The organism is Lichenicola cladoniae (assembly GCF_013201075.1).
Lineage (GTDB): Bacteria > Pseudomonadota > Alphaproteobacteria > Acetobacterales > Acetobacteraceae > Lichenicola > Lichenicola cladoniae.
On the sequence record NZ_CP053708.1, the window covers coordinates 1,924,826 to 1,939,470 of the forward strand.

At 65.3% G+C, this 14,645-nt stretch carries 14 protein-coding genes and 1 tRNA gene; 10 read left to right on the forward strand and 5 right to left on the reverse strand.

Annotation, left to right across the window (positions count from 1 at the left end):
• A complete protein-coding gene (locus tag HN018_RS08900; protein ID WP_408886770.1) occupies positions 1-501 on the forward strand; it encodes a RidA family protein in 501 nt (166 codons plus the stop codon).
• On the opposite strand, the gene HN018_RS08905 is transcribed toward HN018_RS08900, so the two are convergent.
• Positions 491-1,159 (reverse strand): DsbA family oxidoreductase, encoded by a 669-nt coding sequence (locus HN018_RS08905; RefSeq protein WP_171835897.1) that lies wholly within the window; start codon positions 1,157-1,159, stop codon positions 491-493. The genes HN018_RS08900 and HN018_RS08905 overlap by 11 nt on opposite strands.
• A 74-nt stretch (positions 1,160-1,233) precedes the next feature.
• Here HN018_RS08905 and HN018_RS08910 point away from each other — a divergent pair, with 74 nt between their 5' ends.
• From HN018_RS08910 to HN018_RS08930, 5 genes are all read left to right on the forward strand, one after another.
• Positions 1,234-2,238, forward strand: coding sequence for a glycosyl transferase family protein (locus HN018_RS08910; protein WP_171835896.1), 1,005 nt, complete (start codon positions 1,234-1,236; stop codon positions 2,236-2,238).
• A gap of 92 nt (positions 2,239-2,330) precedes the next feature.
• Positions 2,331-3,866 (forward strand): sugar ABC transporter ATP-binding protein, encoded by a 1,536-nt coding sequence (locus HN018_RS08915; protein WP_171835895.1) that lies wholly within the window; start codon positions 2,331-2,333, stop codon positions 3,864-3,866.
• Between the two features lie 12 nt (positions 3,867-3,878).
• Positions 3,879-4,946 carry an ABC transporter permease subunit gene (locus HN018_RS08920; protein ID WP_239479156.1) on the forward strand — a complete coding sequence of 356 codons (1,068 nt, stop codon included), beginning with the start codon at positions 3,879-3,881 and terminating at the stop codon, positions 4,944-4,946.
• A 73-nt stretch (positions 4,947-5,019) separates the two neighbouring features.
• Positions 5,020-5,973, forward strand: coding sequence for an ABC transporter substrate-binding protein (locus HN018_RS08925; protein WP_204259708.1), 954 nt, complete (start codon positions 5,020-5,022; stop codon positions 5,971-5,973).
• A 122-nt stretch (positions 5,974-6,095) separates the two neighbouring features.
• Positions 6,096-6,332, forward strand: coding sequence for a hypothetical protein (locus tag HN018_RS08930; protein ID WP_171835893.1), 237 nt, complete (start codon positions 6,096-6,098; stop codon positions 6,330-6,332).
• 103 nt (positions 6,333-6,435) lie between these two features.
• Here the strand turns inward: HN018_RS08930 and HN018_RS08935 are convergent, their stop codons facing one another.
• From HN018_RS08935 to HN018_RS08950, 4 genes are all read right to left on the reverse strand, one after another.
• Positions 6,436-7,221, reverse strand: coding sequence for an NnrU family protein (locus tag HN018_RS08935; protein ID WP_204259709.1), 786 nt, complete (start codon positions 7,219-7,221; stop codon positions 6,436-6,438).
• A 36-nt stretch (positions 7,222-7,257) separates the two neighbouring features.
• Complete coding sequence (locus HN018_RS08940; protein ID WP_338034020.1) at positions 7,258-8,355, reverse strand: alpha-E domain-containing protein; 1,098 nt, start codon at positions 8,353-8,355, stop codon at positions 7,258-7,260.
• Positions 8,356-8,402: 47 nt separating this feature from the next.
• Positions 8,403-9,812 (reverse strand): circularly permuted type 2 ATP-grasp protein, encoded by a 1,410-nt coding sequence (locus tag HN018_RS08945; RefSeq protein ID WP_239479270.1) that lies wholly within the window; start codon positions 9,810-9,812, stop codon positions 8,403-8,405.
• Positions 9,813-9,914: 102 nt separating this feature from the next.
• A complete protein-coding gene (locus tag HN018_RS08950) occupies positions 9,915-10,217 on the reverse strand; it encodes a hypothetical protein (protein WP_171835891.1) in 303 nt (100 codons plus the stop codon).
• A 661-nt stretch (positions 10,218-10,878) separates the two neighbouring features.
• Here HN018_RS08950 and HN018_RS08955 point away from each other — a divergent pair.
• From HN018_RS08955 to HN018_RS08970, 4 genes are all read left to right on the forward strand, one after another.
• A tRNA-Ser gene (locus tag HN018_RS08955) sits at positions 10,879-10,968 on the forward strand.
• Between the two features lie 447 nt (positions 10,969-11,415).
• Entirely contained in the window at positions 11,416-11,919 is a 504-nt protein-coding gene (locus tag HN018_RS08960) for a sterol desaturase family protein (protein WP_239479271.1), read from the forward strand.
• Positions 11,900-13,105 carry a glycosyltransferase family 4 protein gene (locus HN018_RS08965; protein ID WP_171835889.1) on the forward strand — a complete coding sequence of 402 codons (1,206 nt, stop codon included), beginning with the start codon at positions 11,900-11,902 and terminating at the stop codon, positions 13,103-13,105. Before HN018_RS08960 ends, HN018_RS08965 begins: the two co-directional genes overlap by 20 nt.
• A gap of 74 nt (positions 13,106-13,179) precedes the next feature.
• On the forward strand, positions 13,180-14,499 hold the full coding sequence (locus HN018_RS08970) for a glycosyltransferase family 4 protein (RefSeq protein ID WP_239479158.1): 1,320 nt from the start codon (positions 13,180-13,182) through the stop codon (positions 14,497-14,499).
• The last annotated feature ends 146 nt before the right edge of the window (positions 14,500-14,645 follow it).

Consider the following 14,645-nt stretch of genomic DNA (forward strand, 5'->3'; position numbering starts at 1 on the left):
ATGACCAGGATGATTCCGGCTGCCGTGCTGTCCGCGATGCTGGCCGCGACGGCGTTGTATGGCGCACCGGCCTCGGCGGCGGACCTGATCAGGCACGCCACCGGCAAGTTCCCGATCGCCTCGGCGATCGAAGTTCCGCCAGGCTACACCACGATCTATCTGTCCGGCATGGGCGCCGAAATATCGGACAAGAACGCCAAGCCGATGACGATGGCGGCGTATGGCGATACCGAAACCCAGGTCAAGAGCGCGCTCGGCAAGATCCAGGCATCGCTTGCCGAGCTGCACCTGACCTTCGCCGACGTGGTGCAGATGCATATCTACATGGTGGCGGATCCGAAGCTCGGGAAGCTCGACTTCGCCGGCATGATGAAGTCGTACACCCAGTTCTTCGGCACCACGGCTCAGCCGAACCTGCCGACCCGGTCCGCCTTCCAGGTCGCGGCCCTGGCCAATCCCGGCTGGCTGGTCGAGATCGAGGTGACCGCCGTCAGGAAGTAGCGACCTCGAGCGTCGCCACGTCCAGGAGGCGCAGGAAAACCTCCGTCTCCTGGGCGCCCGACACGGCAAGGCGGCCGGCGAACACGAAGCACGGCACCCCGCTGATGCCGCGACGGTGCGCGCGAAGGTTCTCCGTATGGACGATGTCCGCATTCTCGCGGGAGCGCAGGAACGCGAAGGCCGCGCTCTCGTCCAGGCCCGCGGCCGCGGCGATCCCGGCCAGCACGTCGAGATCGCCGATATCCAGTCCCTGTGTGAACTGCGCGGCGAACAACGCTTCCACCAGCGCGTCGGCCGGGCCGAATCTCGCCGCCCAGCCGGCCAGGCGATGCGCATCGACGCTCGACGGGATATGCGTCATGCGATCGAACCGAAACGCGACGCCGTCCTGCAGGCCGAGTTCGGTGACCGACGCATAGAGGCGGCGGCCCCGTTCCTCGCCGCCATACTTGCGTTGCACGTAGTCGGGCCGGCTGAGCCCTTCGCGTGGAATATCGGGGTTGAGCAGGAACGGCCGCCAGTTGATCTCGAACCGGTCGTCCGGACGCAGCGCGAGGGCACGAAGCAGACGGCGCACGCCCAGGTAGCACCACGGGCACACGAAGTCGTGTACGACTTCGATGGCGAGGCGGGTATGGATCGGCGTCAGCGCATTCACCGCCCCAGTCTATGACAAGTTGCCGCTGATTCGACTAAAATCCATGGCATGAGTCGATCACGGTGAGCAGTGCCATGGACCAAGAGCTTTCCGAAGGCCAGGCGCGTTTCGCCGGCTACGTCGCCACGCTGGGTCGCGGCCCCGGCAAGTCGCGCGCACTGACCCGGGAGGAAGCGCGGGATGCGTTCTCGCTGGTCCTGTCGGATGCGGTGCATCCGGCGCAGCTCGGCGCGTTCCTGATGCTGCTGCGCTATCGCGGCGAAGACCCGGACGAGATCACCGGACTGGTCGAGGCGGCCCGTGCGTCGGTCGCCGGCGCCGGCGAGCATGCCGTCGGGCGCGTCGATCTCGACTGGCCGAGCTACGGGGCAGGCCGCACGCGCGGTGCGCCCTGGTTCCTGTTGTCCGCCCTGGCCGTATCGCAGGCCGGCTTTCGCGTCCTGATGCACGGGACCAACGCGTTCTCCGGCGCCATCTCGGTCGGCGACGCACTGGCCGGACTGGGACAGGCGGTGTCGACCGATGCGGCCGGCGTCGGCGACGCCCTCGACCGGCGCGGCTTCGCCTACTGGCCGGTCGACTGCTTCGCTCCCGGCGTGGACCGGCTGCTGGACATGCGGCGGCTGTTCGGACTGCGCTCGCCTGTGAACACGGTGGCGCGCCTGCTCGATCCGGGCAACGCGGCAGCGTCGGTCGATGGCGTGTTCCACCCGGCCTATATCGCACTGCACCTGGGCGTGGCCGAACGGCTGCAGCGCCGGTCGTTGCTGGTCATCAAGGGCGGTGGCGGCGAGGCCGAGCGACCCGCCACGAAGGCGACCGCCGCGCATGTATGGCGCCACGACACCGGACGGTCCGAACTGCTGCTGCCGGCGCTGGCATCGCCGTCCGAACCGCGTGGGGCCGATACCGTCGCCGGCCTGGTCCGCGTCTGGCGCGGCGAGGACGAACAGCATGCCGCGGTGCAGACGGTAATCGGCACGATCACGCTCGCGCTGCTTGCGCTGGAGCCGGGGATCGAGGCTGCGGCGGCCGACCGGAGGGCGGGTGAAATCTGGTCTGCGCGGCGTCCGATCTAGCATCCGGCAAGCCATCACACGCACTGTTGCGCTGGCGTGCCAACAGGGGCTTACTTCGACCCAATCAAGAATCAATGATCCCGGGGAACGAAATGGATAGAGGCGAGGATCCAGGGCCGCCGGCCCTGGAGATGAAGGGTATCTCGAAAACATTTCCGGGCGTGCGCGCACTTGCCAGCGTCGAGCTCAAGGCCTGGGGTGGCGAGATCCTGGCGCTGATGGGCGAGAACGGCGCCGGCAAATCGACCCTGATGAAGATCCTGTCCGGCGCCTACCAGGCCGACCCGGGCGGCGAGATCAAGGTGTTCGGCAAGCCGATCAGCATCGGCAGTCCGCAGGCGGCCAAGCAGGCAGGCATCGCCATCATCTACCAGGAGCTGGCGCTGGCGCCGAACCTCACGGTGTCGGAAAACATCCATCTCGGCAACGAGATGAGCCGGGCCGGCGGGCGTCTCGACCGGCGTGCGATGATCGACGCATGCCGTCCTGTCCTGGAGCGGCTCGGCACCCCGTTCGGGCCGGAAACCCTGGTCGGCACCCTGTCGATCGCCGAGCAGCAGCTGGTCGAGATTGCAAGGGCACTGTACCGGCAATCCCGCATACTGGTTCTGGACGAGCCGACCACGGCGTTGTCGGCGCGCGAGACCGACCGGTTGTTCGCGCTGATCCGCCAGCTCCGCAGCGAGGGCATCGCGCTGATCTATATCTCGCACCGCATGGCCGAGGTGTACGAGCTTGCCGACCGGGTCACGGTTCTTCGCGATGGCGCCTATGTCGGGACCCTCGAGCGCGAACAGCTCTCGGCGGATGCGATCGTGCGCATGATGGTCGGCCGCGACCTGTCCTCGTTCTATACCAAGCAGCACGATGCGAACGCGATGCGCGGCGAAGTGGTGCTCGAGGTCGATGGCGTGACCGACGGCGGCCGGGTGCGGCCGTGCTCGTTCACCCTGCACAAGGGCGAGGTCCTGGGGATCGCCGGCCTGGTCGGAGCCGGGCGCACCGAGCTGGCCCGGCTGATCTACGGCGCAGATCGCAAGGCCGGCGGTTCGGTCCGACTGAACGGCAAGGTGGTGTCGCTGCGCAGCCCGAAGGCCTCACTGGATGCCGGCATCGCGTATCTCACCGAGGACCGGAAGGGACTCGGCCTGTTCCTGGACATGTCGTGCGGCGCCAACATCAACCTGGGCGTGATCGATCGCGATTCCGGGGCCGGCGGTAGGCTCAACCTGGCGCGGGCCAGGGAGCGGGCAGGGCGCGCCTTCAAGTCGTTCCGGGTCCGTGCCGCAAGTCCTGCGGTGCAGGTCGGCAGCCTGTCCGGTGGCAACCAGCAGAAGGTGCTGCTGGCACGCCTGCTCGAGACCGGCCCGAAGGTGCTCATCCTCGACGAGCCGACCCGGGGCGTCGATGTCGGCGCCAAGTCCGAGATCTATCGCATCATCGACGAGCTGGCCCAGTCGGGCCTGGGCGTGCTGGTGATCTCGTCCGACCTGCCCGAGATCGTCGGCATCTGCGACCGCGTGCTGGTGATGCGCGAGGGCGCGATCGCCGGGGTCGTGGGCGGTCCGGGCGGCGAGCCGATCAACCAGCAGAACGTCATGGTTTTCGCAGCCGGCCTGGCGGCCTGAGGACTTAACGCTATGTCAGACAAACCAGTCGAGCTTCCCGCAGGCCCTGCCGGCAACGCCGCCGCGATGCCTCCCCCCGGTCCGGCCGCGTCCGGCGCCGGCCTCTCCGCGCGCCAGGTGCAGGTGCGCTCGATGATCCAGGCGGCGGGAATGCTGCCGGTGCTGGTCATCCTGGCGATCGGCTTCCACCTGCTCGGCGGGCACCGGTTCCTGTCGGTGCAGAACCTCTCGATCGTCGCACAGCAGGCGGCGATCAACTGCGTGCTCGCATCCGGCATGACCTTCGTGATCCTGACCGGCGGTATCGACCTGTCGGTCGGTTCGATCCTGGCGGCGTCGGCGATGGGCGCGCTGATCATGTCGCTGGTACCCGGTCTCGGCTTCCTGGCGATCCCGGTCTGTCTGCTGGTGGGCCTGGTCATCGGCCTGCTGAACGGGGCGCTCATCGCACTGGTGCGCCTGCCGCCATTCATCGTGACGCTCGGCTCGCTGACCGCGGTGCGCGGCCTGGCCCGCCTGATGGGCGCCGACAACACGGTGTTCAACCCGCAGCTCAGCTACGCCTGGATCGGCAATGACGGGGTGACGGTGTTCCCCGGCGTGGCGATCCCGTGGCTCGCGATCATCGCCGTCGCGGTGATCGCGATCTCCTGGTTCGTGCTCCGCCGCACGGTGCTCGGCGTGCGGATCTATGCCGTCGGCGGCAATCCGGCGGCGGCGCGGCTGTCCGGCATCAACGTGCCGGCGATCCTGCTGTTCGTTTATGCACTTTCCGGTTTGCTGGCCGGGCTCGGCGGCGTGATGTCCTCGGCGCGGCTCTATGCCGCCAACGGCCTGCAGCTTGGCCAGTCCTACGAACTCGATGCCATTGCGGCCGTCATCCTCGGCGGCACCTCGTTCGTCGGCGGCATCGGCTCGATCTGGGGCACGCTGATCGGCGCGCTGATCATTGCGGTGTTGTCGAACGGATTGATCCTCGTCGGCGTCTCCGATATCTGGCAATTCATCGTCAAGGGCCTCGTCATCATCGGGGCGGTGGCGCTTGATCGGTTCCGGCAGGGCAGCGGCGTTCGCACCTGACCATCTACGCATGGCGGGATCGCCCCGCCTGCCGTGCGCACGAACAAACGGGGCGGTCAGAGGAAACATGACGATGCACAAGAGTTCGATCAGCAGCCGGGCCCGCCTGGCAGGCAGCATTTTCGCAACCGCCCTCGCGGTCTTCGGCGGCACGGCCATGGCGAAGCCGCTCACCTCGATCGGCGTGACGATGGGCTCGCTGGGCAATCCGTATTTCGTGGCGCTGACCAAGGGCATCACCGCCGAAGCCCGTGCGAACGGTGCCAACGTTACCGTCACGTCGGTCTCGGCCGATTACGATCTCAACAAGCAGTTCACCCAGATCGACAACTTCATCGCCGCCGGCGTGAACCTGATCGTCATCAACGCGGTCGATCCGAACGCGATCCTGCCGGCGATCAAGCGCGCGCAGAAAGCGGGCATCGCGGTGGTTGCCGCCGATGTCGCGGCGAACGGTGCCGATGCGACGATCATGACCGACAACACCCTGGCCGGTAGCGAGTCCTGCGCCTTCCTCGCGCAGAAGCTCGGCGGCAAGGGCAACGTCATCATCGAGAACGGCCCACAGGTGTCCTCGGTGACCGACCGGGTGAAGGGCTGCAAGACCGCGCTGGCCAAGTCGCCGGATATCAAGATCCTGTCCTTCGACCAGGATGCCAAGGGCTCGCGCGACGGCGGCCTGCAGGTAATGCAGGGCTACCTGATCCGCTATCCCGACATCAACGGCGTGTTCGCGATCAACGATCCGCAGGCGATCGGCTCCGAGCTTGCGGCAAAGCAGCAGCATCGCAACGGCATCGTCATCACTTCGGTGGACGGCGCGCCGGACATCGTCTCGTCCCTGAAGGCGAACGGCCTGATCGAGGCGTCCGCGTCGCAGGACCCCTACACGATGGGCCGCCTCGCCGTGAAGGCAGGCCGCGAGATCCTGGATGGCCATCCCCCGGCCGAAAAAATCACCCTGATGGCACCGAAGCTGATCACGAAAGCGAATGTCGACAGCTATGTCGGCTGGACCCAGCACTAGACCTTAATAAAGCCGCGGTTCTTGCACACTCTGACATAGAACCACTGCCCGGGGGCGATACGACGGGAACGTCGTCGCCGCTTCCGCGTAGGAAGGCTCCTGCACGCAAAAGGATCTATGCCATGACCGTTCGTCTTCCCACCGCCGGCCTCCTGGCTGTTGCTCTTGCCCTCGGCGCCGCATTCTCCGGCCCGGCGATGGCCAAGGGCTGCCTCAAGGGTGCCGCCGTCGGCGGTGTCGCCGGTCACGTTGCCGGCCATCATGGCGTCATGGGTGCCGCGGCCGGTTGCGCCGTCGGCCATCACGAAGCCAACAAGAAGGCCAAGGCCGCCGACACCACCGCAGCCCCGCCGACCTGATCCGAGACCGGCACGGTCCTGCGAAGGATCGTGCCGGAAGCCTGGTCAACGAGCGAGAAGCCCCGGTATCCTGTGGATGCCGGGGCTTTTTCCGTGCGCTGAGCTAGACCCACCGCCAGATCCCGGCCGCCCAGCCGGCAAGCGGCAGATGGGCCCAGGTTGCGGCCAGCCAGACAACGAGCCCGCCGAGCAGTTCGTGCATCCCGAACGCACCGAGACGGGCCCGACCCTGCGCGATCGCCGCGAACGGCCAGTAGCTGGTCCTGGATTCCCAGGCCGGCCACATCTCCGGCAGCAGCTGCTCCTTCTTGCGGTCCTGCAGCGCAGCCCCGACCAGCGAGAGGACAATGATCGCGCCTGCAACCGCGATGTTGGCGGCGACCGGATAGACCGCGATGTGGCAGAGCCCCCAGAGCGCGAACGACCAGAGCATCGGATGGCGGGTGATCGCATACACGCCGCTTGCCGTGTCCGGCGCAGTCCCCGTGCCGGTGGGGTTCGGCGTTGCCGGGTTGCGCACCAGCGATCCCATCAGCAGCACCGATGCCACCAGCATCACGATCGTCGCGGCGGCCCAGAGCACGTCATTCACCGGCCAGAGCGGTGCCGTGGCCGGCGCCGCGCGGTAGGCAACCACCAGCCACCCGAGCGTGGCGATCGCCACCAGCGAGTAGATCCCGAGGAAGCCAGTTTCTCCCAGCCTTCGCACGATCGGCCGGCGTAGCGGGTGGGATAGCAGGAAGTGCGTTCCGACGAATGCAGCGGCAGCGATCGGAACGGCGGTCGTGCCTTCCATGATCTCGGCTCCCTCAAGCGTTGGTGGTTCCGGCACCCCGACCCACGTCACCGGGCCCGTGCGGCCAAGAGCGTCGATGCCAGCTGCAATCACTTGTACGGATGCATTGTGGCGCGTTGCGCGGCGGTCCTAGTTCTGCGACTGCCGGCTCGATGCCGGACCAGCGGTTTCCATCGTCTGCCGCATGGTGCCCAGGCTCTGGGTCATCGTTCCAAGGCTCTGGGTCATGGTGCCCAAGGTCTGCGTGCCGAACTCCGATGCGTGCAAGGGAGGTTCGATCGTCCAGAACGCGTCGGCGATGTCGTTCTGGATCAGGCGAAGCTGCACCTGCACCCAGTCGAGGAACTCGTGCAGCCCGCGCAGGATGATCTGCTCGATGGTCTGGTCGGTGAGCGCCGCGCGAAGCTCATCCATTCGTTCCAGGGCGGCACCGCCCCGACGCAGCCCGTAATCGGTGCGAAGCTGTCCGACCGCCCAGTAGACCTGACGCAGGGTCAGCACGAGCGAGCGCGGAAACGCATTGTTCAGCAGCAGGAACCCGGCGACCGAAGCTGGACTGAGCGAGCTGGGCATGACGCGACGATAGGCATGATACGCCGCAGCCGATCGGAGCACGGCGCTCCACTGGCTGATATCGACCTGGCTGCCGACGCCCGCCTCCCGCGGCAGCAGCGTGTGATACTTGATGTCCACCAGCCGGGTGGTCTGGTCGCCGCGTTCCAGGAACTTGCCGATCGAATAGAAGTACCACCCCTGGTCGCGATAGAACGTTCCTTCCGTGATGCCATAGTGGGTCTGGCACTCCTGCTTCAGCCGCGCGCAGAGTGCGGAGAGCTGCGACGAGCGGATATCGTTGCTGTTCAGGCGCCTGACCCAGTTGTGGAACACGTTGATGTGGGTCCACATCTCGGTCGAGATCAGCGGGCGCAGGGTGCGGGCATTCTCCCGCGCGACATCGATGATGCTGGCAATCGAATTCGGATTGTCCCTGTCCAGAACATAGAACTCGGTGACGCCGCGAACGTCGGCCTCCGTGCGCGTGCTGTAATAACGCTCCTCGTCGGCGTTGATCTGGATCACCGATCGCCAGCCATTCTCGACCAGGCTGGTGCGGGTGAAACTCTCGGTCACGTCGAGGATGCGGGCGAGGTTCTCGATCCGCTCCATATACCGGGCCAGCCAGACGGTGCTCTCGGCATAGCGCGACAGCAGCGCCTGGGTCCGCATCGGCGCATCCATGCGCTCGTCGTTCGGGAGGGCCGGCGTGACGATGGTCATGACAGCACCCACGTGTCCTTGGAGCCGCCACCCTGGGACGAGTTCACCACCAGCGAGCCTTTTTTCAGCGCCACGCGGGACAGGCCGCCCGGCAGGACCCAGGTGGACGCGCCGGTCACCGCGAACGGGCGCAGATCGACATGGCGGGCCTCGACGCCGCCCTCGCACAGGGTCGGTGCGGTGGAGAGGTTGATGACCGGCTGGCTGATGTAGTTGGCGGGATCGGCCTTGAGCTTGATCCGGAACTCGTCGAGCTCGGCCCTGGTGGCATGCGGCCCGATGATGAGGCCATAGCCGCCCGACTCCCCGACCGGCTTGACGACCAGCTTCTCGAGGTTGTCGAGCGTATATTTGAGGCCATCGGGTTCCCGGCAGATCCGCGTATCGACGTTGTTCAGGATCGGCTCTTCATCCAGGTAGTAGCGGATGATGCGGGGCATGTAGGCATAGATCGCCTTGTCGTCGGCAACACCGGTGCCGACCGCATTGGCGATCGCCACGTTGCCGCGGCGCCAGGCATCGACGAGCCCGCGTACGCCGAGCTGGCTTTCCGGCCGGAACACGTCCGGATCGAGGAAATCGTCGTTGAGCCGGCGATAGATCGAATGGACCGGTCGCAGGCCGGCAATCGTTCGCATGAACACCCTGGCGTTCTCGACCACCAGGTCACGACCCTCGACCAGCGGCACGCCCATTTCCCGTGCGAGGAATACATGCTCGAAATAGGCCGAGTTGTAGATGCCCGGCGACAGCAGCACGACCTGCGGATCGCTCACGCCGGCCGGGGCGATCTCGATCATCGCCTGCTTCAGCCTGAGGCCGTATTCCTCGACCGGCCGGATCCCGATGCCCGACAGCAGGTCGGGCAGCACCCGCAGCATCATGTGCCGGTTTTCGATGACGTAGGACACGCCCGACGGCGTCCGGGCATTATCCTCGAGCACCAGGAACCGGCCGGCCTCGTCGCGCACGATGTCCGTGCCGTTCACATGCACGTAGACCCCCAGCGGAACGTCCAGCCCCATCATCTCGGGACGGAAGTTGACGTTGCCGAGTACCAGGTCGCGCGGAATGATGCCGTCCCGCAGGATTTTCTGGTCGTGGTAGATGTCCCACAGGAACTTGTTGATCGCGGTGACCCGCTGGACCACGCCGCGTTCGACGAGCTCCCACTCGCCGGCGGTCAGGATGCGCGGGATCAGGTCGAAAGGCAGGATGCGGTCGATCGCGTCCCGGTCTGAGTAGACCGTGAAGGTGATCCCGAGATTATAGAGCTCGGCCTCGGCCGACGTCGCGCGGCGGCGCAACTCGTCCACGTCGAACGACTGGAGCCGGTCATGGATCATCTGGACGGTCGGATCGAGCGGTCCGAGCGTGTTCATAATCTCGCAGAAGAAGCGCGGCATCCCGTAGCTCGCGAACAGGTCCGCAACCGGTATCCTGGCATCGGTCGGCGATGCGATCGAGACGGACGCTCGGTTGGCTCCGGCCATCACCGGCTGGATCCGTTAGAGGCTTGATCCGGCCGGGCCGGATACAGGCGCAAGGGAATCATCCGGTCCACCTGACACTGTTATGACGAAATTCTCGACGAAGCCATTTACTAGGTGTTTGCCGAAACTCCAGCCGCTAGGATAGCCCAAGGTCGTGCAGGTGGTCACGCCACCGAGAGACCAGTGCCAGCGCAGGAACGTTGTCACATTATCGAGATATTTGCCACGGCCCGTTGTGACGGTCTCCGTCATCTCGTTCCGTCCCATCACCCGGTCAGGGGTCTTGCCACCGATGTCGAGCCGCGATCCCGCCGACATTGTCGGCTCAGGTAGAGCCCCGCCCGGGAAGCCTCAGGGTGCTGCCGCGAAGGTGCCGAAGGTCGCACGGAAGCGAACGGCACGGACGCCGGTGGTCGCTTCTGTCGAACCATCTCCGCCGATGCCCGCTGCCGGTGAACGGGACAGCCCCGTTGCTGACCCCAAACTCCTCGTTGCGGATCTGCAGCCACGAGCGGGAACCCCTGTGCCGATCGCGGCAGCGTCTCCGATGCTTTCCCCCACCCTCGCGCTACCTGAGCGTCATCGTCGCGCATCGGACATAGCCGCGCTGACGTCGGCGGTCCCACCGGACGAGCGCGAACTGGAAGTCATCCTCAACGGTCTGTTGCCGGTAGAGCACGCAAGGCCCCGCGTAGCCGACGAGCCGCAACGGGTCCCACTCGTCGTCCCCGCAGTGCGGACGTATCGCCTGCCGGAACTGGAGCGGCCGACGCTCGCCTTGCGGCAGGAGCCAAGGCTTCCGCCGGCAAGTGCCTCGGCTTCCAGTTGGGTAAGGCCGCAGCCCGCGACGAGCGTATCACCCGGACCCTTCGTGGTTGCTCCAACCCGCCGACTGCCCTGGCGCCGCGTGCCCTAAGGGCAGGGGCTCTTGGCTGCCGCTGTGGGGTGAGGCATAGAAGCCGCCACCGGAGCGGTAACCGGATGGGTGGCCGAGTGGTTTAAGGCAGCGGTCTTGAAAACCGCCGTAGGTGCAAGCCTACCGTGGGTTCGAATCCCACCTCATCCGCCAGCTTACACAATCGGATCAGTTATTTACCTGTCGCCAAAGTGCAGGGCGGATCGTGCTCGCCTCGATTTCCGCATTTCGGTGTTGGGCTTGCAGGTCAAGACGCAGCCGGCAGGAACGGCGCACCCGTCCTCGCGTATGGGCCTCTAGACCCACAGGACGCACGTGGCCAGATTTGTTGGAACAATCCAATTTTAAAGAACGTTAACGAACATTGATCGAAGGTTTCGCTGATCATACGCGTTGCGTATTGGTTCCGAGCCGTTGCAAAAATAGAAACGATGGTTAGTCGGTTTCACCTGTCTTCGATGTGCTAGGGAGCGATCTATGCTCTTCTCGATTCCCCCACACCCTGCGCGGGTTCGGCTGTTCCAGAACCAGTTCATGGAGCTGACGACCCTTACGCCATTTCCAGTCTTCTTTTCTGTCTGGATCTTAATTTTGACATGGGTGACGACGGTAGCATCGGCCCACATGGGCTGGCAGCGTCTTGGGATCGCGACCCTGTTCGGTGTCATCTTATGGACCCTGGCCGAGTACATGATGCACCGGTTCCTGTTCCACCTGAAGATGAAGTCGGCCTACGGGCGCCGGCTGATATTTCTTCTGCACGAAAACCATCACGCCGACCCGGCTGATCCGCTCCGCGGGATCATGCCGCTGACGGTAAGCCTCCCGCTCGGGGCGGCGTTCTGGGGCCTGGCAGTCCTGGCACTCGGCCCGCTCGGTCACGCCGTTTTCCTGGGCTTCGGGGCCGGCTACGTGATGTACGACACGGTGCATTGGGCCTGTCATCAACTGCCGATGCGGGGAGCAGTCGCCAGGCGCCTGAAGCTGCATCACCTTCGTCATCATTACGCCGAGCAGGATGCCAACTACGCGACCACCGGCATTTTCTGGGATCGGGTGTTCGGGACCGGGATGCGGCGGCGTCATGATCGTCGTGCTGACTGACCGGTTCCGCATCGGGATCGACGGTCGCAATATCGGTCGCCCGAATGGCACGGGTGTTGCGAACTACGCGTCTACTTTGGCGCGAACCTGCGGGGACCGCCGGTGGCGGTCCGTGAGGGTGATCGATGCACCCGCTGCCGCTACAACCCGCTCGACGCACAGCCCGACTGCAAAGGTTCGGCGCTTCCTGTCTGCCGTTCGACAGTCCGCGATCGCGAAACCCGTCATGTTCGATGGCGAGATGGCCTGGCTAGCGCCGGACGTGTTCCGGATCGCCCAGGTGCATTTCAACATCCGCCGGCGCCTGCTCACCGTGACCTTGCCCGACCCGCCTGCAGTGATGCACTGGACCTATCCGTTGCCACTGCATGTCGCCGGCGTGGCGAACGTCGTTACCGTACACGACCTGATCCCGCTGCTGGAGCCGGATCTGACCGACATCTGTGCGATCCGCATGGAGCGCATGCTCCGCGCGACAACCTCCCGGGCCGCCTATGTCGTCACCGTATCGGAAACCGTGCGTGCGGATATCATCCGGCGACTGGGCGTGCCGGCAGAGAAGGTGGTCAATCTCTACCAGGCCGTCGATCTGCCGCCGGAGGCGACGGATGCGCCCCTTCCGTGTCCGGCCGGCAGCTTCGTGTACGTAGGCAGTATCGAACGACGCAAGAACATCGCCCGCTTGATCGCCGCCCACGGACGCAGCGGCAGCCTGCGCATGCTGGTGCTGATCGGCCCGGATGGCGACCACGCCGCGACGGAACTTGCAGCCCTGTCCCTTCACCCCAATCCAGACCGGGTGTTACGGCTGCCTTGGATCGGCCGACCGTCGCTGGTCCAGGCAATCCGGTGCGCGCGCGCGTTGGTGTTTCCTTCGCTCGCGGAGGGGTTCGGCCTTCCCATCGCCGAGGCGATGACGCTGGGTACGCCGGTCCTTACCTCGCGCGGTGGCGCTACCGAAGAGATTGCCGGCGGGGCCGCGCTGCTCGCCGATCCGCGTGATGTCGGTGAACTTGCAGATGCCGTGGCGAGGCTCGACCGGGATGACGAACTTTGCGCGCGCCTGGGCGCTGCAGGGCGTGCAAGGGCAGGCCTGTTTTCCATCGAGGCATACGGCGAGCGGCTGGACCGGTTATATCACCAGGTCCTGGCGGGCTCCCTTCCGATGCCGGTGGGGATCAACTAGAATGGGGCTCGATAAAACCTGGTTGGCACCGACAAACCGTCTGTGGTGCCACGATGACTACGGAAGGTCGTTTCGTGCCTGGTTCCGCTAGTTTTCGTGTGGGTGTCGATGGGTTCAACCTTGCGTTGAGCCGTGGAACGGGTGTTGCGACCTACGCGCGCACGCTCAGTCACTGCCTGACCGACATGGGCCACAAGGTGGACGTGGTCTACGGTATGAACATCTCGCGCCGCACGTCGCTGGCTCTGCGAGAGGTGATATTCTTCGACAGTCTGGACCAGGAACACATCGCCAGGCGGCCAAAACCGTTCAGCCGGCGCTGGATCGACGATCGCCGAGCCGAGTGGTCCGGTCATGCGGCGGTGGATGTGCCGATGAGCGGCCGGGTGGAGTCTCGCGGCTTCCTGCACCGGATGCCGTCCTACGATCGGATCCTGAATGTGCCCGCATTGTTTCGGATTGCAACACAACACTACAAGCGGACGCGCCGCTTCCTGACCATCACCATTCCCGATGCTCCGGCGATCATGCACTGGACCTATCCGCTGCCGATCCGCCTGCGCGGTGCAAAGAACGTCTATACCATTCACGACTTGGTGCCACTGCGGTTGCCGCACACGACGCTCGACGACAAGGGTTATCATTACAGGCTGATCGGTGACCTGGCCGCGCAGGCCGACGCGTTGTGCACCGTGTCGGATGCATCGCGGCGCGACATCATCTCGTTCTATCCGAAGTCAGAACCGCGCGTTTTCAATACCTATCAGTCGTTCCGGTCGAACGAGATGGCGTTCGCGCGAGGCAGCTTCGAGTCGGCGCTTGAACTCGACGGGTTGTTCGGCCTGCAGGAGGACGGATATTTTCTGTTCTTCGGATCGCTGGAGCCGAAAAAGAATATTGGTCGGATGATCGAGGCCTTCCTCGCAACCCAGACCACCCGGCCACTGGTTCTCGTCGGGGCGATGGCGTGGAAGTCGGAGAACGAGCTCCGCTTTCTCAAGCGCGGCACCGAGAGCGGCCGGATCATCCATCTCGAATACCTCCCGGAGCCGGTGCTGATGAACCTGATCGGCAGTGCCCGTGCCGTGCTGTTTCCATCCCTGACCGAAGGGTTCGGATTGCCGGTGCTGGAGGCGCTGTCTTTCGGTACCCCTGTCCTGACCTCGCGGGAGGGCGCCTTACCCGAGGTTGCGGGAGACTCCGCCGTGTTCGTCGATGCATACGATACGGCATCGATTTCCGCCGGGATCCGCTGGCTCGACGAGGACGATGCAGGCTGCGACATGCTTCGTGCCGCGGGCCCGGCACAGGCCGCAAAATTCGATATGGCGGCATACCAGAAGCGACTGGCCGAGATGTATCACGGCATCCTCTTCGGCGCATGGGCAGCCTGATCCATGACCCCAACACGCGTGAGCGCCTGCATGCCTGACAGACCGTTCGACACAGCTTCGGGTTATCGGTCCGATGCGGCCGCGGGTCCCTTCCGTCCGCCCGCGACAGGCAGGAACGTCCAGGGTCGTTCCGTCAGGCCGGCTCT

Coding starts and splice junctions, on each gene's coding strand:
- HN018_RS08920 (WP_239479156.1), top strand. CDS start 3,879: ATGTCAGACAAACCAGTCGAGCTTCCCGCAGGCCCTGCCGGCAACGCC.
- HN018_RS08910 (WP_171835896.1), top strand. CDS start 1,234: ATGGACCAAGAGCTTTCCGAAGGCCAGGCGCGTTTCGCCGGCTACGTC.
- HN018_RS08945 (WP_239479270.1), bottom strand. CDS start 9,812: ATGCCGCGCTTCTTCTGCGAGATTATGAACACGCTCGGACCGCTCGAT.
- HN018_RS08915 (WP_171835895.1), top strand. CDS start 2,331: ATGGATAGAGGCGAGGATCCAGGGCCGCCGGCCCTGGAGATGAAGGGT.
- HN018_RS08900 (WP_408886770.1), top strand. CDS start 1: ATGACCAGGATGATTCCGGCTGCCGTGCTGTCCGCGATGCTGGCCGCG.
- HN018_RS08930 (WP_171835893.1), top strand. CDS start 6,096: ATGACCGTTCGTCTTCCCACCGCCGGCCTCCTGGCTGTTGCTCTTGCC.
- HN018_RS08965 (WP_171835889.1), top strand. CDS start 11,900: ATGATCGTCGTGCTGACTGACCGGTTCCGCATCGGGATCGACGGTCGC.
- HN018_RS08925 (WP_204259708.1), top strand. CDS start 5,020: ATGCACAAGAGTTCGATCAGCAGCCGGGCCCGCCTGGCAGGCAGCATT.
- HN018_RS08950 (WP_171835891.1), bottom strand. CDS start 10,217: ATGTCGGCGGGATCGCGGCTCGACATCGGTGGCAAGACCCCTGACCGG.
- HN018_RS08940 (WP_338034020.1), bottom strand. CDS start 8,355: ATGCGGACCCAGGCGCTGCTGTCGCGCTATGCCGAGAGCACCGTCTGG.